The organism is Paraburkholderia unamae, assembly GCF_003268775.1.
GTDB classification, from domain to species: Bacteria; Pseudomonadota; Gammaproteobacteria; order Burkholderiales; family Burkholderiaceae; genus Paraburkholderia; species Paraburkholderia unamae.
Map to the genome: position 1 here is coordinate 144,930 of NZ_QLSU01000002.1, position 20,029 is coordinate 164,958.

A 20,029-nucleotide genomic window follows, 5' to 3' on the forward strand; every position below is an offset into this window, starting at 1 on the left:
CGGCACGCCCTGCTCTATTTTTCTACGGCAAGCCGGCGATCGACAATGCGGGCGGCCGCGCGCAGCGCCTCATGGACGAAAACCGGTTCCGTCGACGAGGCGCGCACATCCTCGAACGCCCTGAGATAGGACCAGGCCGGCACGTTCACCGATTCGGCAATGCGAACCTGGCTCCCGATCGTGCAATGGCTGCCGATTTTCGCGTAACGATCGACGAACACCGCGGAGCCGAAGTAGGCGTTCTTGCCCACCTCCGTACCCTGACCGAAAAAACACTTTGCCCCGACGATGACGTTGTCGCCGATCTGCACGCCGTATTGCGCGATGACGCCTTCGAGCACCAGGCTGTGTTCACCGATGACAACGCCCGCGCCGAGTTGCGCCGAAGGACTGACGTACGAAGCCAGTCGATAACCCTGCTGGCGGGCGGTTTCGGCGATTTCGGCGCGCGCGGCATTCTGCCTCGCATGTTCCAGCGCGACGAACACCTCGTACTCGTGCGGCGGATGGCTCTGCGCCAGCGCCTCGAACGGCACGAAAGGCAAATCGCCCTGCTCGTCCTGCGGGATGAAACGCTGATGCGCCGTACGCACAACCGCGTCGGCGCCGCTGTCCGCGAACAACGAGCAGACCATGCGCGAGAAAGGGCCAACGCCAAATACGATGATCTTGCGACTCATGAAATACCGTTCTCGTATCGTGATTAGGCGTGGTTATGCGCCGATGTCGACACCAGCGCGCGTCATGGCGGCGACGTAGGCGCTGTCGAAATTGATGATCTTGTCTTCACGCTTGCCCAATGCCGCATGTCGCCGCACCGACGCAATGCCGCGCTGGCTGGATTCGACCGCCTCGATGTCCTCGTTGAACACGCGCAGGCCGCTGAGCGCCAGGTGATACAGGACATCCGGCGTGATTTTGGACTGGCCGTCTTTCTGGCGCCCCGGAACCACCCACACATCGATTTCCGTCGAAGACTCCGAAGTCGGACGATAACGCACGATGTTGTACCAAAGGCCCTGCACCGAGGTAATGATGACGTTGGGCCACAGCGCCAGATGCATATAGTGGTCGAACGCAAATTCCCGGTTCGCCAGGCGGCCTTCGAATATCGCCGCATTACGCGCCAGCGCCTCTTGCGTCATCATCACCTTGAGCAACGCATGGCGTTTGCCGTAACCCTCGGGAATGCGTTCGCCGGCGGCGTCGAAAGGATGGGACAACCACTCGGCGCCGGTGTAGTCGCGCGTATCCAGCGACGACACCGGGTGCACGAACTGCGCGTGGATGTCGTCGTAGCCGTTGTGCATCAGGAATTTCCAGTTACACGCGGCATGGATACGGGTGCGAAAGCTGATGTCGTCGAGCGCGTTGCCGATACTCGACAGCAAACCGGCGTGCTCGCCCAACTGCGTACGCAAGTCAGCGTCCGGCGCGGCCGACACGAACACGAGGTTGCCCAACGCCGCATGCGAAAAGGACTTCGCAGCCAGACATTTGGCCTCCTCTACGCTAACGGGATAGAACGCCTCGTTGTGCGGAATGCCGACCGGTACGCCGGACGGGTCATAAACCCAGCCGTGATACGGGCAATGCAGGCCGCGATTGCCGCGTTCCGCCGGTTGCAACGGTGCCGCGCGATGCGAGCACACGTTATGCAAGGCACCGAGACGGCCGCGGAAATTCTGCAACACGAACGGCTGCCTGCCGACATTGCCGGTCACAAAATCCTTGTCGTCGCGGACGTCGGTCCCGAGGCAGGCAAATTGCCAGGTTCTCTCGAACAGGACCGACTGCTCGGCGGCAAAGATTGCCGGATCGGAGAAGCATCGCGGCGGAAGCTTCGATTCAATAGCCATGTCGAAGGGCTTCCTATTGCGCCCGCGTCAGCGGCGCCCAGTCATCGCGCGGCGAAGCATAGATGATGCTGTCGTAGAAGAAGCTGTAATGATGACGCAAGTTCAGGCGATGGCCAGGGACGATCTCGCGCAGCGTATCGGCCACGTCGAGCAGGTCGTTCGCGTAGTGGTAGGAGGCGATCGCCATTCTCGGCTTTGCCCGCGCGATCAACTGCGCCGCGCCGCGCAAGGCGCGCGCCTCGAAACCTTCGACGTCCATCTTGATGAAGGTGGCGTCTTCCACCCGATCGTCGAGCTTCACGCAAGGCACCTCGACGCCGCCGCTCGCGCTGACATGGCTGCCCATCGTGCCGGTTTCGTGGAAACGCAGGGTCTCGTTACGGTCGGACACCGCACAGTGATGCGCGTTCATGAAAGGCAGCGGATAGGGCATCAGCTTGTTCAACGCCTCATAGTTCTTCGCATCCGGCTCGAACGCGTGCACGCTCTCCACCTTCCAGTCGGTCGCGCCCAGCAGCTTGGCGACGACCGTGCCGGTATGCGCTCCGCAATCGACGAAGTGCTCACGGGTACCGATCGCGAAGGTTTCGCTATGGGCGCTGCCCACGCCGAAATATTCGTCATGAGGGCTGGTCAGGATCGAATCCAGCGCGTGGCGATCGAATTCCAGGCGCTGGAGCAGCACGGCATAGAGCGTTTCGCGGCTGCGCTCGTCTTCGAGGCTTTCGGCGAAAGCGAGCCAGTCGTCGGCACGCTCTTTGGTGCGCGCCCGATACTGCAACACCGGCTCGTAGACGCCCGGGCAATCATAGGCCGCAAGCAATTCCACGAGATCATGCATCGGCAGGTCCAGATGCTTCGCGAGCGCGCGAAAGCGCGCCTGCCCATAGCGGCTCTGCGTGAAATCGACGGCCTTGACCGGCGTGCCCTTCGGCACGCGCCGCGCCAGTTCGGCAGCCAACTGCCCGGACGTGCACACCGGAATGCCGGCGACTTCGTCCACGCGCGACCAGTCGTCCACCGCCAGCACCACGTTCGCCCCGCGCGCGAGCAAGCTCGGCAGATGAATCGACGCGAGGAATGAGCCGGGACCGCAGACGACCAGCGCCACGTCCTTCAGACTGGCGGCGGCGCGCGCGGGCGCCGTATCGTCGGCAAAGGCGCGCAGCAGCCGCTCGCGCAGGGATGAGGATGCGTTCGTCATTTATCTTGTCTGTTCAGTGAAATAGCGATCCAGTCCGGCGTGGTCAAGCAGACTGTCTCCGAACAAGGTCGTTTTGACCAGTTCACGGGCTTGTTCCAGGTCGTAGCGAAAGCACGCGCGCAGCGTGTCGAACTTCCTGTCACGGAAATCCGGCTTGGGTTCTTCGAGCTCGATGTTTTCGATCGAGAAAGACAGCGGCACGTCAGGCGTATCGACGTCCTGCTCGAACACCTCGCGAACGAAGTGGCGGCGTCGATCGGGGTCGGCAAGCTGATTGACGGAGATCACCGCGATATCTTGCGGCAGGTATTTTTCCAGCAGCATGCGAATCGGGCGGTAATAAAACCCGCCGGCAAGCACCGAGCAGAACGGCCACTGCTGCCGTGAGAGATAAAAACCCATTTCGTACTCGACGCGTTCGAGAAAGCTATGGGTGCGGATATGCTCCATTTCCTTCTCGACGTATCCCTTGAACACGCCGTGTAGACGCCGCGGAAAGTAACGCTCGACGATTTCGAAAAAAGTCCGGCGCTTGATCTCGTCCGCCCCCCGCTTTTCCAGAGGCGAAAGGAAATAGCTGTCGAGTTCGGCGCCGCTTCGCTCGTAGACCTTCAGCATCTTGTACAAGGACCACGACCGGTCGAGCTGATTGCGCCAGCAAATGACAATCCGGGTGTCGTGCTCGGGCAGCAAGCCAATGTATTCGGCGCTCTTGGAATAGGCCACGGTGGCGTCCAGCAGCGGACGCCCTTCGGGAAGGCGGAATTTGCCGGGATGCGGTTCATCGCTGACATACAGCGCGGGTTCCTTCACACCCGGCACCCTGTCTTCGGCCAGATCGTTCGCGACCACCCATTCGGACAGCGCGGTCGTGCCGCACTTGTCCATACCGGCGATGAAGATGTTACTGATTGCCATGCTTTTCCTTGCTCGCCGGCTCAGTAAAAGTACAGGCAGGTATCCCACCGGTCTTCGGTGTGGTGACGCAGGCCGATCCGGTAACCCGGCTCGATGGAATCGACGAATGCCGGGAGATCCAGCAAATCCGTGGCGCGGTGATAAGCCGAAATGGCCATCTTCGGATGTCCGGCCTGGATCGATTTCACGCTGCCCTTGAGCGCCGGCAGCTCGAACCCTTCGATGTCCATCTTGATGAAGGTAGGCGCGTCGTCGATGATCTCGTCGACAGGGCGAAGCTCGACCATCCCCGAGGGCTTTTCGTCGCCGCCAGGGAGAATCGAACCGCCGTGCCCGCCCACATGGTTGAACGGCACCATCGCGCGGCTCTCGCCAACGGCATAAGGATGCAGGCTGACCTTGCGTTCCACGTCCGTACCTTCAAAACGTCGCAGGAATTGCTTGAGCGTCTTGATGTTGAGGTTATCCGGCTCGATCATCCACGCGCGATCGAACTTGCCTTGCGTCGTTCCGATCAAGCCCGTCGTGGACTCCGCAATGGAAGCGCCGCAATCGACGAATTTTTCGTGATCGCTGAACGACAGCAGGCCCGAGCGGAAATACAAGGTGCAATACGGCCGGGCGACGTTCAGATACCACTCCGGGTCGCATGTCAGATGAAACGAGAGCACGCGCCAGAGCGTTTCCTGCGAATAGCTGTCCGCGAGGCGCTTCGACAACGCAACGAACCCGTCGGCACGGTCTGCAATGACCTGCGCCCAGTCCGCCACGCGATAGTCGAGCGACGAATTCAGGTCGAGAACGCGCACCGCCTGCTCGAAATTGAGGCAGGGAATCTCGTGGCGACGGCACAGATCGTCGAAGAAGCGCTTGGAATGGTCATAGCGACAGGAATTGATCGCGACGATGGCGGGGTCTTTCTTGACCAGATCGAGGAAGACGTCGGTGGAAATAATATCCACGCCCCAGAACTGCTCGCCGCGATGGCATTTGAAGTCGTCCACGACATGCAGCGCGCGGCCGTTCTCGCCCAGTGCGGCGATAAACTGCGCGCCGAAATCCTTCGTGCCGAGCACGACGTATTTCGTTTCCTTGCCGTATTTGCCGATTACCTTGCGCGCATTGTCGGGGACGAAGCAGGCCGCATCTTCCCGATACTGCTCCAACAGACGATAAAACGATTCTTCCGCAGTTTTTCCCGCGATATCAACGGCACTCATTCCTGTCCTTCAATGGGTTGGGCTGCAACATAGGCCTGCTGAAAATGACGAACGCGGTCTTCGATTCCCTCGCCGAGAACAGCCAGCTTCGTCGCCTGGCGCACGCCTGCCTGCACCTTGGCGCAAATCGCGCCGTCTTCCGCAAACACCTTCTTCGTGAAGGCGTGCCCGTCGGCGTAGATGTGCTCCATCATCTTTTTCCCGGCCTCCGTGGCGCCTTCGAATTTCACGCCGACCGTGCGCGAATGCACCGTCGTGGATTCCGCCGAGGTCGGGTCGAAACGCTGCACGTGAAAGCTGTAGCCCATGAAGGACGTCACGGTCAGGTTCGGGAAAATGTGATGGTGCGTGTAATGCTCGAAACGCCACGGCCAGCTGCCGATCTTCGATTCCATGCGCTTGAAGCGGGCGACCCAGTCGGCGTTGGCGTCGTGTTCCAGGTGGCTGTGCCGGGCGTCGTCGAAGAAAAAGCGCGGCGCTTCTTTCTCGCGGCTCATGCCGTCGACTTCCATGAACGTGCCGGAATGCACCGAGGGAACGTGATAGCCCTCGAGCGCGTTTTCGATCACGACTTTCCAGTTGGCGCCGACCTCTTCGCGGAATTCGTCCTGCACCGCGTCCAAGCCAACGCTGGCGCGTTCGAGGAAGTCATATTGCGAACCGAGATAGTCGCGCAGGCTCGGGCCGTCTTGCGCGAGGCGCACGAAGATGAATTCCCCTGCCGCCTCGCACGCGAACTCCTGCAAACGGAAGTTCTCCGGCTGAGCGACGACTTGAGGAAACGCCTGCTTTTGCGGCACGCTCAGCGGCACGCCGCACTTGTCGTAGACCCAGCTGTGGTACGGACAACGCACGAAGCCGCGATGCTTGCCGGGCTCGCACAAGCGGGCATGACGATGTGAGCAGACATTCAGAAACGCGCGCGGTTTGCCCGCCTCGTCGCATTGCAGAACGATTTCCGTATTGCCGAGGCGCACGCCCTGATGCGAGTTGCCTTGCAGTTCCAGTTTCAGCCCGGCGAAGAGCCACGACTGACGAAACAAGCCATTCAACTCGTTTTCGTGCTGGACAGAATCGGCGTAAGCGCGGGGCGGGATCTGTTGAGTCGACATAAAATCAGCGGAAAGAAAAGCGTTTGGCCGGATTGCCCAGGACCGTGATGCCTGCCGGAATTCGGCCGATGACAACGCTGCCCGGCGCGACCGTCGCGCCGTCGCCAATGACGGCGCGGCTCGTAATCACGCAGTTGGGATGAATCGTGACGAAGTTGCCGATACGCGCGCCGCCTGCGATCGTGCAGTGGCTGTTGATCTGGCTCCACTCGCCAATGCGCGCATCGTGACCGACAACCGTGTATTCCTGAATGCAGGTAAATGCGCCGACGTGCGTGTCGACCGAAATGCCGACACCGGGGCCGATGATGCAGCCGTGCGCCAGATGCGCGTGCTTGCTGACATTGGCGCGCGGATGCACGACCGTTGCGAAATCGACGTCATGAACGTCGCGCAGCGTGGCGGTGTACTTGAAGCGCTGCTGCGGGTCGCCGAGCGCGGCCATGAACGCCTCGTTCGGCAACGGCTGGTACGTCAGCGGATCGCCGACGATCGGCACGTCGCGCGGCGTTGCGTCGAGCGCGTGAGGACGGCCGTCGAGAAAGCCTTTCACCTTGAATAAGGGATTGTCGTCCTCGACGTAGGCCAATACTTCGCGGCCGAACCCTCCGGCCCCGACGATCAGCAGGTTGCGATGAGCGTTCGACATGTCAGCTGATCGTCAAGCCGCCGTCCATCACCATCGTCGTGCCGGTGATCCAGCGGCTCGCGTTCGACAACAGGAAAATCGCGGCATTGGCCACGTCTTCCGGCTTGCCGAAGCCGAGCGGGTAGTTGTTTCGCTCCTGCTCCATCGAGCCCACCATGGTAGCGGTCGCCTCCAGCAACGGCGTTTCGACGAGGGCCGGCGAAAGGCAGTTGGCGCGAATACGGCGCTTGACCACTTCCATCGCAAGGCAGCGCGTCATGGCGATCAGAGCGGCCTTCGTGCCCGAATAAGCCGCGACGCCGGCCACGCCGATGTGCGCCGCAATCGAGGCGACGAATACCAGCGACCCCTCCTGTGCGACCAGATTGCGCTTGAGCAGCGCCTGCGTCAGCAACATGGGCGCGTCGACGTTGATGGCCTGCACTTCGCGCAAATGCTGCTCCGTGAACATGCGCACCGGGCTGAGCCGCGAGATGCCGGCGCTATGCACGACGCCATTCAACGCAACGCCGCCCAGTTCCGCGATCAATGCGTCACGATCGGATGCATTGGTCAGCTCGGCTTGTATTGCCTGATGTCCTGCCAGCGCCGACTTGTCGAGCATCTCGAGCGTCTGTTTCAGACGCTCGCGGTCGCGACCCGTGATGACGACTTGCGCGCCCATCTGCGAGCAGGAGATCGCGATCTGGCGGCCAATGCCGGACGACGCGCCCGTGACCAGGATGCGCTTGCCGGAAAGCGAAAACGGATTGTCCATGTTCATGACTCGATCAATGCCGGAAGCTTCGCGCCTTCGATATCCATGATGACCGTGCCCCACGACAGGCCAATGCCAAAGCCGCTCAACAGCAAGCGATGGCGGGCCTGGCCCAGCACGTCGTGCAAGCGGGCCGTCATCGTCACAGGCAACGATGCACCGCTCGTATTGCCGAAATCCGGCAAGGTCGACGGCACCTTCTCCACCGGCAAGCCCAGTTTCTTGCGGATGGTTTCGTTGATCATCTTGTTAGCCTGATGGAAGACGAAATAGTCGATGTCGTCCTTGCTCATGCCGGTTCTTTCCAGAATCTTTTCGACGGCGGGCGGTACGCGCTGCGTGGAAAAACTCAGCACGGCAGGGCCATCGAGCGTCAAGTCCAGCCCGGAATGGAAAAAGCCGCCTTCGTCGCGAGTCGGGATCAGATGGTGGATGCCGACCGGTTCGCGATGCCCGCCGACCGGCAGGCAAATGGCCTTGTAGCCGCTGCCGTCGCTGTTGAGGTCGAAGTGCATGGGCGGCGCGTTCTCGTCAAATTCGAGCGCCGTCGCCGTGCCGGCATCGGAGAACAAGGGATCGCGAAGATTGCCCGAGCGATCGCCGATCAGCAGCAGCGCCTTCTTGATCGCGCCGGCGGCAATCATGCTGCCCAGCAAATGCAAACCGAAGGGATAACCGGAGCAGCCCAGGTTCACGTCATAGGCAATCGTCGCCTGCGACAGCTTCAGGCGATCCTGCAAGATGATCGCCGTCGACGGAATCGGGTAGTCCGGCGACTGCGTCACGACGATCAGCGCATCGATCTCTTCCCGGTCCCACTCCAGCTCGGCCAGCAACTTCTCGGTCGCGTCGAAAGCCAGGTCGGAAAAGCACTGCCACTCCGGGCAAAGGCGTCGCGTCTTGATGCCGATATTGCGCACCAGGCGCTCGCGCTCCGAACGGATTTGCGGCGGAGCGTCGAGGACGTTGTCATAGACACGTCTGGGCACACATGTCGCCATGCCTGCGAAGCGCACGTTGCGCAGAGTGGAAAAAGCCATGTTCTTACCCGAGCAGTTTGTAGAGGTCGGTGATCGTTGCGCACTTCTTCAGGTCTTCACCCGTGATCGCCTTGCCGTATTCCGTGTCGAACATCACGATCACGCCCAGCGCGGCGAGCGAATCCCACTCGTCCAGGCTGCTCAATTCCGTTTCCGGGGTCACTTCCACCGGATTCTGGAAGTCCGTGACGACCAGAAAGTTCTCGATGAACTGCTCGATGGTGGGGGTTTGGTAATCGGTAGTCATGTAATGTCTCGAATCAGTGCTGCAATGTTTTCGACCTCATCGTCAGTGAGGTTCGGATAAATCGGCAGGCAAATCACATCCGTGGCGACTTTCGCCGCCACGGGCAAATTGCTGCGCGAAGCCCCTGGCATGCCGCGATACATCGGGAACTCGGTAATCAGTGGATAGAAATACCGGCGGCCGTGAATTCCCTTTTTCCGCAAGTGCTCGAACAGCGCGTCCCGGCTGACCGGATACTCCGGCCCAACGAGGATCGGGTAGTACGAATAGTTCGTGCCGTTGCCTTCCCGTTGCTGGACGCATTCGATGCCGGGCACGTTCTTCAACAGGTCGCCGTACTTCTCGCCGATCTCGCGGCGGCGGGCCAGCGCCTTGTCGATGTGTTGCAGTTGCAGCAAGCCGAAGGCCGCGTTGACCTCGGCCATCTTGCCGTTGATGCCCGGCGCGACGACGGTGGTTTCGTCAACAATCCCGAAATTCTTGAGGTTGTCGATGCGCTGTTTTGTCTTTTTGTCCGGGCAGATGATTGCGCCGCCCTCGAAGGTCGTAAATACCTTGGTGGCGTGAAAGCTCAGTACGGAGAGGTCGCCGTGGCGCAGGATGCTGCCGCCTGCATCGCGCACCCCGAAGGCGTGCGCGGCGTCGTAGATCACCTTCAGGTTATAGGTGTCGGCGATTTTCTCGATGGCCTCCACCTTGCACGGGTTGCCATAGCAGTGCACCGGCAGGATCGCCGTGGTCTTGGGCGTGATGGCCGCTTCGATCTTCGTGGGGTCGAGATTGAGCGTCACGGGGTCGATGTCGACGAACACCGGCTCGATGCCGTTCCAGCGCAGGGCGTGCGCCGTGGCGATGAAGGAGTACGGCGTCGTGATGACCTCGCCGGCAATGCGCAAGGCTTGCAGGGCCGTGACCAGCGCCAGGGTGCCGTTGGAAAAGAGCGCGATGTGCTCGACGCCGAGATACTCCGCGAGCGCATGCTCGAGCTGCTCGTGCATCGGCCCATGATTGGTCAGCCGCCGCGAGTCCCAGATCTTCTCCAGGTAGGGGATGAAGTCCTCCAGCGGTGGCATGTACGGCTGGGTGACGTAGATGGGCTCGGGGCCGGGCAATTTCATGATCAATCGCGATGAGTCGTTCCCGAGATTTTGAGGTTCGGGCCGCCATTTCAGTCTGGGGAACTAAGGGGCTTTTCCCCCTCACTACGCCTCATTGGCGTCGAGCTGCGCGAGGGGCATGTCAGGCCCCGCCGTCTCGCCGTATTTGCGCAGATACCGGTTGTAGCCTTCGTGCCATGCCGCAGTGCCGTAGCGCCGTCCACCCTCGTGAATCACGCTGAGCGCCCACGTTCCCATGCGCAGGCCGGCCAGTTCGGCCTGCCGGCAGAAGTCCAGATCGTGGAAGTCGAACGCAAAACGCTCATCGAAGCGCACCCCGCTGGCCAGCAGCGTTTCGCTGTCGGCGATGAGCATGAGGCCGTCGAGGAGCTTGCACGCCTGCTCCGATGGCCCATACAGCTTCACTTCGTCGCAGGGCATACCCCGGCCGCGGCCGAGGCTTCCGCTCAGATGATCCGTATCCGGTTCGAAGGCGAGCGTCGTCGAATGCCAGGCCGGCTGGCCCGGCACCCGCCGTGTATTGCCGGCGATACCGACCACGTCGAAATGGTCCACGGCGCCGTGGATGCGCGCCTGCCAGAAAAAATCGGCGAGCCAGACGTCGTCGTGGATAAAGACGAGGATCGCCGGATCGGTGGCCGCCGCCTCGATCGCTGCGTTGTAGATAGCAGGCAAGCCCTGCGTGTTGTTGATCGTCAGGCGGATATCCACGTCGTCTTCACGCCCGGAAGCGCCATACAGCCGCAATGAGCGGCCGAGCGCGGTTTCGGTCATGAACTGCGCCTGGCTTCCCCGCGTGGCGCAAACGAGCCGCACGCGCTTGCGCTTCTTTGCCGACGCCACCGCGCGCGCGTGAGCGATGCCGTCGAGAAACCGGGGCGACTCGGGCAGCTCGCGGGGCGGCATGCGCCCCAGTTCGTCCAGGCTTTGCCGCAGCGGCTCCAGCCCCAACAGGCCGCGCTGCTCGATGGCAAAGCGGTAAACCTCGTCCAGCCGCTCGCGCGCCTTGTCGAGCGACGCCGCGCCGATGGTCCCGGCAGCCGCCTCGCCGCGCACGATGATTTCCCATTCGAAAAAGCCCGCCGCGAGCCACGGGTTCGCAACGCCGGAGTTTTGCGTCGCGTGCCGCCGGAAGCAGCTGTGGTAGCCGCCGGCGATGACGACCGGCCCCAACTGCGCCATGTTCAGGTACATCGTGACATCGGTCAGATAGATGAACGCGTGCTCCCGGTACTTCATCATGGCGCGGACATCGACCCGCTCGCGCACGAGCATGACGTTGCTGGGCTCACCGACGAAGTTGTTGGCGCTCACCACCATGTTCTCGACCAGAAACGCGCGATCGAGCAGCGCTGTCGCGCCGGGCTGGAGCAGCGCGGCCGGGACGTCGATCACCTTGTCGTCGGCGTCGATGACCACCCGCTGGTGAAAGGCCATGGCCGATTCGGGATGGCTTTCGAGCGCCGCCACCAGCGTGGCCACCGAACTCGCCATCAGAAGATCGTCGTCATAAAGCCACTTCACGTACTTTCCGGCCGCGCGCGCCCACAGTTCCTCCTGATTGCGCAGCCCGTCCTGGAATCCGTGGTGAAAGTAGCGGATCCGCGGATCGTTCACGCCTTCGACAATCTCGCGCAGACTGCCGTCCGGCGTGTCGTCGCCGACCAGGATTTCGATGTCCGCATAGTTCTGCGCGCAGGCGCTCGCCAAAGTCCTGGCCAGGTAGGTCGGCTTGAACGCGGGAATAAGGATGCTGACGGTTGGCATACGACTGGCGGCGGAATTGGGCGAGCAGGCAGTGTATCGGCCGCCGCGAGCCCGCGATCCGGCAGACAAGCACGCTTTTCGCGCCCAATTCCTTCGATGCGCAGGCACCGGACATCCGCTTGCGGGTACCGCGCCCGATCCCGTCCCTGCATTTACTCTGTCCCCATTTGACTTTTTTTGTCGATTCCTCCCTTAAAGTTTTCCCGGTGGGGACCGTTATCACAAACAAGGCGGCCAACTCACTTACCGCTGCCGCTTTTTGGGATCGGGCCGTTGCCCTACTCGGAGAATTGAAATGCTCGGAATTAATACCAATATCAACTCGCTCGTGTCGCAGCAGAACCTGAGTGGTTCGGGCAGCGCGCTGTCGCAAGCGATCACGCGTCTGTCGTCGGGCAAGCGCATCAACAGCGCAGCGGACGACGCAGCAGGCCTCGCGATCTCGAACATCATGCAGACCCAGATCAACGGTCTGAACCAGGGCGTGTCGAACTCGAACGACGGCACGTCGATGGTGCAAACGGCATCGAGCGGCCTGTCCTCGCTGACGAGCAGCCTGCAACGTATCCGCCAACTGGCCACGCAGGCAGCGAACGGCTCGATGACCGACGACGACCGCGCGGCGCTCCAGCAGGAAGTCACGCAACAGATTTCGGAAGTGAACCGTATTGCGTCGCAAACGACGTACAACGGCATGAACCTGCTCAACGGTTCGATGGGCAACGTGTCGTTCCAGGTCGGCGCTAACGTCGGCCAGACGATCAGCCTGAGCCTCACGCAAGACATGTCGGCTGCCAAGCTCGGCACCGGCAACGTGCAAGCCGGCAACACGCTCGGTTCGTTCAGCGGCCTGTCGCTGGACAACAGCGGCGCTTCGGTTGCTTCGGGCGCCACGATCACGTCCATCAACGTGATCTCGGACGGCAAGGGCGGCTACACGCTGACCGACCAGAACAACGAAGCCCTGTCGCTCTCCGCAGCCCAGGCCATCTTCGGCACCACCAACGTGGCGACCGACGCCAACGGCAACACCGCCATCAGCGCCGCCAATGCTTCGGGCATCGGCTCAGCCGGGGCCACGAAGCTGGATACCCTCACCAGCGGCACGACTGCGACTTCGAACGACACCGTCGGCAAGACGATCGACGCACTGAACACGCCGTCGGACGTGGCAAGCATCAACATCAGCAGCCAGAGCGGCGCCAGCATGGCGATGGAGTCGATCGACAACGCGCTGACCACGCTGAACAACCTGCAAGCAACGCTTGGCGCGGCACAAAACCGCTTCACCGCCATCGGCTCGACGCAGCAAGCTCAAGCGACCGACCTGTCGAGCGCCCAGTCGTCGATCCAGGACGCGGACTTCGCACAGGAAACCGCCAACCTGAGCAAGGCACAGGTTCTGCAACAAGCCGGTATCTCGGTGCTGGCACAAGCGAACTCGCAGCCGCAGCAGATCCTGAAGCTTCTCCAGTAAGACGCTTCCGGCCTCTGGCCTCCGGCGCGCAGCGCATCGCGCGCCGGTCGCAAATCCGTCGGGAGGCTTGCCTCCCGATTGTCGTTTCCAGCGTTAAATCGCGCATTCGACCGTACGCTCAAGCGCACGTTCAACCACGCATTCAACCGTTTTAACCGGCCTTGCCGACGCACGGAGCCCCCTCATGTCCACCGTAACCGGATCTACGACTGCTGCGATCGCGAGCGCAGTTGCGACCACGACCGCCGCCGCCCAAGCCTCGGTGCAGGCAGCCGCCCAGTCGATCATCAGCGGCTCGACCAATTCGTCAATGGACACGAGCTCGCTCGTCACCGCGCTCGTCAACAGCAAGACCGCCGGCCAGGCCGCGACCATCGCCGCCGAACAGACCGCCGACAACACGCTGATCTCGGCATACGGCACGCTCTCCGCGGCACTCTCCGCGTTGCAGGCAGCCGTCCTGCCGCTCAGCGACGGCGACACGCTCAGTACGTTCTCGACCACCCTGAGCGGCACCGGCGTCACCGCCTCGGCCGCAACCGGCGCGGTGGCGGGTTCGTACTCGCTCAATGTCTCGCAGGTCGCCACGTCGCAGGTGCTCACTTCGGCGGGCTACGACGCGTCGACCGCCCTGGCCACCGGCGCGGCCACGATGACCCTGTCGGTCAACGGCCAGAGCGCCACGATTTCGCTGAACAGCTCGAACAGCACGATTGCCGGCATTGCCTCGGCGATCAACTCGTCGAACAACAATCCGGGCGTCACCGCGACCGTGGTGACCGGCTCGGACGGCGCCCACCTCGTGCTGCAATCGACCACGACGGGCGCGTCGAGCGGCATCAGCATCCAGATCAGCGACACGAATACGACCAACGGCAAGGCCGACGCGCTGAACGATCTCGCGGTGACGACCACGCCGGGCAAGACGATCAGCAGCTCGAGCGACCTCACCGCCACCGATAGCAGCAACAACACGTACAACCCCAGCCAGTCGACCATCAGCGGCTCGGGCTGGACCCAGACTCAGGCCGCCCAGAATTCGTACTTCACGCTCGGCGGCGTGGGCGTGTCCAGCACCACGAACTCCGTGACGACGGCCCTCTCCGGCGTGACGCTGAACCTCACGTCTGCGGCGGTCGGCACCACGCAAACACTCACGATCGCGCAGGACACGAGCGCCGAGAGCTCGGCGATCGACACGTTCGTGACGCTCTACAACACGCTCGTCACGACGATGGGCTCGCTCACGGCGTTCAACGCGAACTCGACGTCGCAAGGCGTGCTGATCGGCGACTCCACGTTGAGCACGATCCAGAACCAGCTCGCCAAGATCGTGGGCAGCGGCGTGGGCAGCGGCACCTCCAAGACGACGCTTGCCGCGATCGGCATCACGCTCCAGTCGGACGGCACGCTGTCGGTCGACGACTCGACGCTCAGCAGCGCGCTCCAGAACAACCAGTCGGTCGTGGCGTCGCTGTTCAACCCGGTGAACGGCATTGCCGCGCAACTGGACGACAGCATCACGAACTACACGTCGACTGGCGGCATCATTCAAAACCGCACGGACGCGATCAACGCCGACCTGACGAGCCTGTCGAACCAGCAGACGACGCTGACGAACTGGCAAGCCCAGCTCACCAGCATGTACACGGCGCAGTTCACGGCGCTCGACACCCTGATGGCGACGATGAACAGCAACTCGCAATACCTCACGCAACTGTTCGGCGGCACCAGCAGCGCAGGCGCGCTCGCCACGAACAAGGGCTGAGCGCCGCCAGGAGCGAACCATGCAAAACGTAGCCCCGATCGAGCACATCTGGTCGATGACGAAAGACCTCGAACAGGCCGTCGCGGTCGGCGAGTGGGAGCGGGCCGCGCAGCTCGCGGACGCGCGCTCGCCGCTCCTCGCTTCGCTCGGCGCGCAGCCGCCGCAGGAAGTCATGGCGCGGCTGCGGTCGATTTACGAGATCGACAACCGCATCGTCGAGGTCGCGCGGGCCGCCCGGCAGGCGCTGGGGGCCGAGTATCAGTCGAACATGCAGGCGAGCCGCAACGCCGGGCAGTACTTGAGCATGGCGCGCAGGTGAAGCGGCGACCACGGTTACGGTCGCTGTGAATTGAAGAAAGCCGGCCCGCCTTGTGCGGGCCTTTTCTTTTTGATGGGATTTTCTGATTGGGCCCCGATTACTGGATCGGTAGATCCAAGCCTCGTGCGAGGTCGAACGCGAACAGGCGCTCAGAACAGGTGCTGAGATACGCGTGTGCCGCTTGTACCGCGTAATCGAAACCGCTTGGAGGAAGATCGGGCGGAAACCCTTGTCAGACTTGGCGCGCCCGGCTGGGATCGAACCAGCAACCCCTGCCTTCGGAGGGCAGTACTCTATCCATTGAGCTACGGGCGCATTGACTTGCTGGCGCCGCCACCGGACCGTGGAACACGGGGACGACAGCACCGAAGAGAGACAGAGAGAATACCCGGTTTCGGTTAAACCGTCCACCGCACGGGCCCGTGGGGACGGCGCAACGATCATGCGGGTCAACGGCGCCGGGAACCAGAACGCCAGCGGCCCGCGCTCCGGGTAAACGCCCGCTGAACTCCCCCCGCGCGCGCCAACCCGCCGCAAACCCTTCCGACTATAATCGTCGGTGTTTGATCCGCCGCATGGCCATTGCCGTCCTGCTGTACCGCTCACCAAAAAACCAACGGGAGACGAGACAAGCATGAGCGAAGCACCCCACGGAGCCCCGATCAAAACGCCCGGCCAGCTGATCGCCGCTGTCATCGCCGGGTTTGCCGTCCCCATCGTCATCATCATTCTGCTCGCCTACTACGTCGACAACACGACGCGCACCGGCGCGGGCACCGAGGAACTCTCCGACCAGCAGGTCTCCGCGCGCATCGCGCCGATCGCGCAGCTCAACCTGCGCGACGCCAACGCGCCGCGCGTCTTCAAGACCGGCGAGCAGGTTTATCAAGCCGTGTGCTCGGCCTGCCACGCGGCGGGCACAGCGGGCGCGCCGAAGTTCGGCAACGCGGGCGACTGGGCGCCGCGCATCGCGCAGGGCTACGACACGCTCTGGAAAACGGCGCTCTCCGGTAAGGGGGCGATGCCCCCGCGCGGCGGCACGAGCCCCGACGACTACAGCGACTACGAAATCGGCCTCGCCGTCGCCTACATGGCGAACCACGGCGGCGCGACCTTCCAGGACCCGCCCAAGCCCGCGCCCGGCGCGGCCAATGCCGCCAATGCGGCTGCGGGCGCGGCCGCTCCGGCTTCGGGTGCGGCCGATGCGAACGCCGCCCAGGCGCAAGCCGCCGCCGCGGCCATCGCGGCCCTTCCGCAAGCGTCGTCGGCCCCGGCGGCCGGTGGCGGCACGCAAAGCGCCGACGCCTCGCAAGCGGGCAAGGCGCTCTACGAGCAGGTCTGCCAGGCGTGTCACGCCGCGGGCGTGCTGGGCGCGCCGAAGTTCGGCAACAAGGCCGACTGGGCGCCGCGCCTGAAGGATTCGATGGACACCGTCTACAACTACGCGCTGCATGGCAAGGGCCAGATGCCGCCCAAGGGCGGCTCGACCGCTTCGGATGCCGACGTGAAGGCCGCGGTGGATTACATGGTGAGCGCCGCGAAGTAAGGCGCCGCAACCGCGCGCCCATCCCCGCCCGTAGCGATACGGCGCGGGGATTTTTACTTCCGCAGACGAGCAAGCGTTCGCGCGTCAGCGCGCCGGTCGCGAGAATGCGCGAGCGAAGGCGAACCCGCCCGAAGCGTCGTCGGCCAGCGCGCCGTAACGCTCGGCGAGATCGGCGGGGGCGAGCCACGGATAGCTCAAGCCCTCCTGCAAGCGCGCGAGCCGCGCGCCGTCCGGGTCGTCGATCACGTCCATGCGCGCAATGTGAATGTGGAATTGCGCCACGCGCGGGGCGGCCTCGTTGGCGTCGAAGGTCCAGCGATACGTACCGTTGCCGATGCGCAGCACGCCCGCCGCCGCCTCGCGCATCACGACGAGCCACGGCAGCGCGTCGATCACGCGGTCATGCGCCGCCAGCGCTTGCGCTTCGCAAAGGTAGTAGGTGCGGCAGCACGAATAACGCTCGCCGAAATCGCTCACCAGCGTTTTCGCGATCGCCTCGGCGCCGACGCTGCGCGACGGAAACGTGATGTTCGGCGTGGCCAGCGAAAACGTCAGCACCGCATCGGGCGCGAACGCTTCGTGGATGCGCGCGGGCTTCGTGTTGTCCTTCGCGTCGATATAGGTTTCGAGCGCGTGACGGTAATGCGCAAGCAATGAATCCATCAGGTATCGGCCGGGTGTGAAACAAGGTCGTTCACTCTACTGCGCGTCGCATCCCGAAATTGCAAACACGCGCCGCGCGCAAGGTCATCAGCCCTTTTGCAGCAGCGCCTTGAGGCTCGCCAGTCGGTCCTTCGGCGTCATCGGCGCTTCCTCCGCGGTGGGCGGCGGCGCTTCGTCCAGTTCCATCTCGGGGATGAAGCGCGACGCCTCGCACACCACCGTCTCGCGCGCCCGCTTGCGCTTCTTGCACCAGTTCAGATGCAGGCTGCGCTGCGCGCGCGTGATCGCCACGTACATGAGGCGGCGTTCTTCCTCGATGCGCGAGTCGTCGATCACGTCGTCTTCCGAACCGCCACGGTGCGGCATGATCCCTTCTTCCACGCCCACCAGGAACACGTGCGGATACTCCAGCCCCTTCGAGGCATGCACGGTGGACAGGCGCACCGCGTCCGGGTCCTCTTCCTTGCCTTCGAGCATCGACATCAGCGCGACGGTTTGAATCAGGCCCATGAGGTTCTTGCCGGTGTCCGCGAGGCCGTCGGCATTGTCGTAGCCCGTGGCCTCGCTCTCCTCGCCGATCTCCTGCTCCGGCTTCGTGCCCTTGCGCTTGAGCCACTCCAGGAATTCGAGCACGTTCTGCCACTTCGACTGCGCCTGGCGCTCGTCGAACGCGTCGTAGAGATACGCCTCGTAGTGGATCGCGTCCATGAGGTCGTCGAGCACGACCGTCGCCGGATCTTTATGCGCGCGCTCGGCGAGGCGCTGCATGAAGTCGCAGAACACGCGCATCGGCTCGACCTGGCGCGCCGACAGCCGCGCCTCGATGCCGCCCATGTACACCGCCTCGAACAGCGACACCTTCGCCTGCCCGGCAAACGAGCCGAGCGCTTCGAGCGTGGTGTTGCCCACGCCACGGCGCGGCGTGGTGATCGCGCGGATGAACGCGGGATCGTCGTCGTGGTTGGCGATCAGGCGCAGGTACGCGCAGATGTCCTTGATCTCGGCCTTGTCGAAGAACGACTGGCCGCCCGAGAGCACGTAGGGAATGCGCTCGCGGCGCAGCACCTGCTCGAAGATGCGCGCCTGAAAATTGCCGCGATAAAGAATCGCGTAGTCGCGGAATTGCGCGCGCCGCTCGAACTTGTGCGCGGAAAGGCGGAACACCACCGACTCGGCTTCGTGCTCTTCATCGTTGCAGGGCGTGACGGTGATGGTGTCGCCCATGCCGTGCTCGGACCAGAGCTTCTTTTCGAAGAGCTTCGGATTGTTCGCGATGACGTTGTTCGCCGCCGTGAGAATGCGCACCGTCGAGCGGTAGTTCTGCTCCAGCTTGATGACGTGCAGCTTCGGGTAGTCCTTGCCGAGCTGCGCGAGATTTTCGATCGTGGCGCCGCGCCAGCCGTAGATGGCCTGGTCGTCGTCGCCCACGGCCGTGAACGCGGCGCGCGGGCCCGCCAGCAGCTTGAGCAGCTCGTACTGGCAGGTGTTGGTGTCCTGGTACTCGTCGACCAGCAGGTAGCGCAGCTTGTTCTGCCAGCGCTCGCGCACCGGCTCGTTCTTCGCGAACAATTCGGCAGGCAGGCGGATCAGGTCGTCGAAGTCCACGGCCTGATAGGCATGCAGCGTCGCCATGTAGTTGCGATAGACGATGGCGGCCTGGTGCTCGTCCTCGTTCGACGCGGTCGCGAGCGCCTGCTCGGGCATCACGAGGCCGTTCTTCCAGAGCGAGATGATCGACTGGATCTTGCGGATAAAGCCCTTGTCGGTCGAGCCCACCTGCTCCTGGATCATGGCGAAGCAGTCGTCGGAATCCATGATCGAGAACTGGGGCTTGAGGCTCAGATGCTCGGCTTCCTGGCGCAGGATCTGCACGCCCAGCGAGTGGAACGTGCAAACCGTGAGCTGGTTGGTCGGCACCTTGCGGCCCTCCTTGCCGGGCGTGGTGAGCGTCTTGCCTTCGAGCAGCTTGCCCACGCGCTCGCGCATTTCGGCGGCGGCCTTGTTGGTGAAGGTGACGGCGGCGATATGGCGCGGCTCGAAGCCTTTCGCTTCGATGAGGTGCGCGATCTTCTGGGTGATCACGCGCGTCTTGCCGCTGCCCGCGCCCGCGAGCACGAGACAGGGACCGTCGAGATAGCGCACCGCTTCGCTTTGGGCGGGATTCAGGCCTGCGGACATCGTTGCTGGATTGGAAAAACGGGTGGTACGGCTGGGATGCGTGCGGGCGTTGCGCCTCTCGTGACGCCGCCGCTTCGGGCAATAACCGCCAAAGCGCGGCGCACCGCACGGCGCGAGGCGCGCGAACATCGCGGCGGCCTCTCACGCGGGAGGTGCGATGTTAACACGTCGCGCGGTGCGACGATGT

General features: G+C 63.1%; 18 protein-coding genes and 1 tRNA gene. 4 read left to right on the forward strand and 15 right to left on the reverse strand.

The genetic code is table 11. From position 1 onward, the window contains the following. Positions 1-14 precede the first annotated feature (14 nt). From C7401_RS03250 to C7401_RS03305, 12 genes are all read right to left on the reverse strand, one after another. A complete protein-coding gene (locus tag C7401_RS03250; RefSeq protein ID WP_181565482.1) occupies positions 15-536 on the reverse strand; it encodes an LbetaH domain-containing protein in 522 nt (173 codons plus the stop codon). A 177-nt stretch (positions 537-713) separates the two neighbouring features. Continuing rightward, positions 714-1,859: an aromatic ring-hydroxylating oxygenase subunit alpha gene (locus C7401_RS03255; protein ID WP_112169923.1), complete on the reverse strand. Its 1,146-nt coding sequence runs from the start codon at positions 1,857-1,859 to the stop codon at positions 714-716. Between the two features lie 13 nt (positions 1,860-1,872). Further along, positions 1,873-3,063 (reverse strand): FkbM family methyltransferase, encoded by a 1,191-nt coding sequence (locus C7401_RS03260; protein ID WP_112169924.1) that lies wholly within the window; start codon positions 3,061-3,063, stop codon positions 1,873-1,875. Further along, positions 3,064-3,981 (reverse strand): nucleotidyltransferase domain-containing protein, encoded by a 918-nt coding sequence (locus tag C7401_RS03265; protein ID WP_112169925.1) that lies wholly within the window; start codon positions 3,979-3,981, stop codon positions 3,064-3,066. 20 nt (positions 3,982-4,001) lie between these two features. Continuing rightward, on the reverse strand, positions 4,002-5,201 hold the full coding sequence (locus C7401_RS03270) for an FkbM family methyltransferase (protein WP_112169926.1): 1,200 nt from the start codon (positions 5,199-5,201) through the stop codon (positions 4,002-4,004). Next, complete coding sequence (locus C7401_RS03275; protein ID WP_258396820.1) at positions 5,198-6,253, reverse strand: aromatic ring-hydroxylating oxygenase subunit alpha; 1,056 nt, start codon at positions 6,251-6,253, stop codon at positions 5,198-5,200. The genes C7401_RS03270 and C7401_RS03275 overlap by 4 nt, the downstream gene beginning before the upstream one ends. A 64-nt stretch (positions 6,254-6,317) precedes the next feature. Next, positions 6,318-6,962 carry a NeuD/PglB/VioB family sugar acetyltransferase gene (locus C7401_RS03280; protein ID WP_112169928.1) on the reverse strand — a complete coding sequence of 215 codons (645 nt, stop codon included), beginning with the start codon at positions 6,960-6,962 and terminating at the stop codon, positions 6,318-6,320. 1 nt (position 6,963) lies between these two features. After that, positions 6,964-7,719 (reverse strand): SDR family NAD(P)-dependent oxidoreductase, encoded by a 756-nt coding sequence (locus tag C7401_RS03285; protein WP_112169929.1) that lies wholly within the window; start codon positions 7,717-7,719, stop codon positions 6,964-6,966. A gap of 2 nt (positions 7,720-7,721) precedes the next feature. Continuing rightward, complete coding sequence (locus tag C7401_RS03290; RefSeq protein ID WP_258396821.1) at positions 7,722-8,735, reverse strand: ketoacyl-ACP synthase III; 1,014 nt, start codon at positions 8,733-8,735, stop codon at positions 7,722-7,724. Positions 8,736-8,763: 28 nt separating this feature from the next. Next, entirely contained in the window at positions 8,764-9,006 is a 243-nt protein-coding gene (locus C7401_RS03295; protein WP_112169931.1) for an acyl carrier protein, read from the reverse strand. Continuing rightward, the gene (locus C7401_RS03300; RefSeq protein WP_112169932.1) at positions 9,003-10,124 is read right to left on the reverse strand and encodes a DegT/DnrJ/EryC1/StrS family aminotransferase; all 1,122 of its coding nucleotides are present in this window, start codon (positions 10,122-10,124) and stop codon (positions 9,003-9,005) included. Before C7401_RS03300 ends, C7401_RS03295 begins: the two co-directional genes overlap by 4 nt. Before the next feature lie 84 nt (positions 10,125-10,208). Further along, positions 10,209-11,999, reverse strand: a complete 1,791-nt coding sequence (locus C7401_RS03305; RefSeq protein ID WP_258396822.1) for a glycosyltransferase family 2 protein — start codon at positions 11,997-11,999, stop codon at positions 10,209-10,211. 187 nt (positions 12,000-12,186) lie between these two features. Here C7401_RS03305 and C7401_RS03310 point away from each other — a divergent pair, with 187 nt between their 5' ends. The 3 genes from C7401_RS03310 (at position 12,187) to fliT (ending at position 15,455) form a co-directional block, all read left to right on the forward strand. Then, positions 12,187-13,368, forward strand: a complete 1,182-nt coding sequence (locus C7401_RS03310) for a flagellin (protein WP_112169934.1) — start codon at positions 12,187-12,189, stop codon at positions 13,366-13,368. Positions 13,369-13,552: 184 nt separating this feature from the next. Continuing rightward, entirely contained in the window at positions 13,553-15,136 is a 1,584-nt protein-coding gene (gene fliD, locus C7401_RS03315) for a flagellar filament capping protein FliD (protein ID WP_112169935.1), read from the forward strand. 19 nt (positions 15,137-15,155) lie between these two features. After that, the gene (fliT, locus tag C7401_RS03320; RefSeq protein WP_112169936.1) at positions 15,156-15,455 is read left to right on the forward strand and encodes a flagellar protein FliT; all 300 of its coding nucleotides are present in this window, start codon (positions 15,156-15,158) and stop codon (positions 15,453-15,455) included. A gap of 239 nt (positions 15,456-15,694) precedes the next feature. On the opposite strand, the gene C7401_RS03325 is transcribed toward fliT, so the two are convergent. After that, positions 15,695-15,770: transfer RNA gene (locus C7401_RS03325), tRNA-Arg, on the reverse strand. Positions 15,771-16,089: 319 nt separating this feature from the next. Here C7401_RS03325 and C7401_RS03330 point away from each other — a divergent pair. After that, positions 16,090-17,001 (forward strand): c-type cytochrome, encoded by a 912-nt coding sequence (locus C7401_RS03330; protein ID WP_112169937.1) that lies wholly within the window; start codon positions 16,090-16,092, stop codon positions 16,999-17,001. 84 nt (positions 17,002-17,085) lie between these two features. Here C7401_RS03330 and C7401_RS03335 read toward each other — a convergent pair whose 3' ends face one another. Both C7401_RS03335 and C7401_RS03340 read right to left on the reverse strand, forming a co-directional pair. Then, positions 17,086-17,664: a hypothetical protein gene (locus C7401_RS03335; RefSeq protein WP_112169938.1), complete on the reverse strand. Its 579-nt coding sequence runs from the start codon at positions 17,662-17,664 to the stop codon at positions 17,086-17,088. An 87-nt stretch (positions 17,665-17,751) separates the two neighbouring features. Further along, complete coding sequence (locus tag C7401_RS03340) at positions 17,752-19,842, reverse strand: UvrD-helicase domain-containing protein (RefSeq protein ID WP_112170277.1); 2,091 nt, start codon at positions 19,840-19,842, stop codon at positions 17,752-17,754. Positions 19,843-20,029 lie beyond the last annotated feature (187 nt).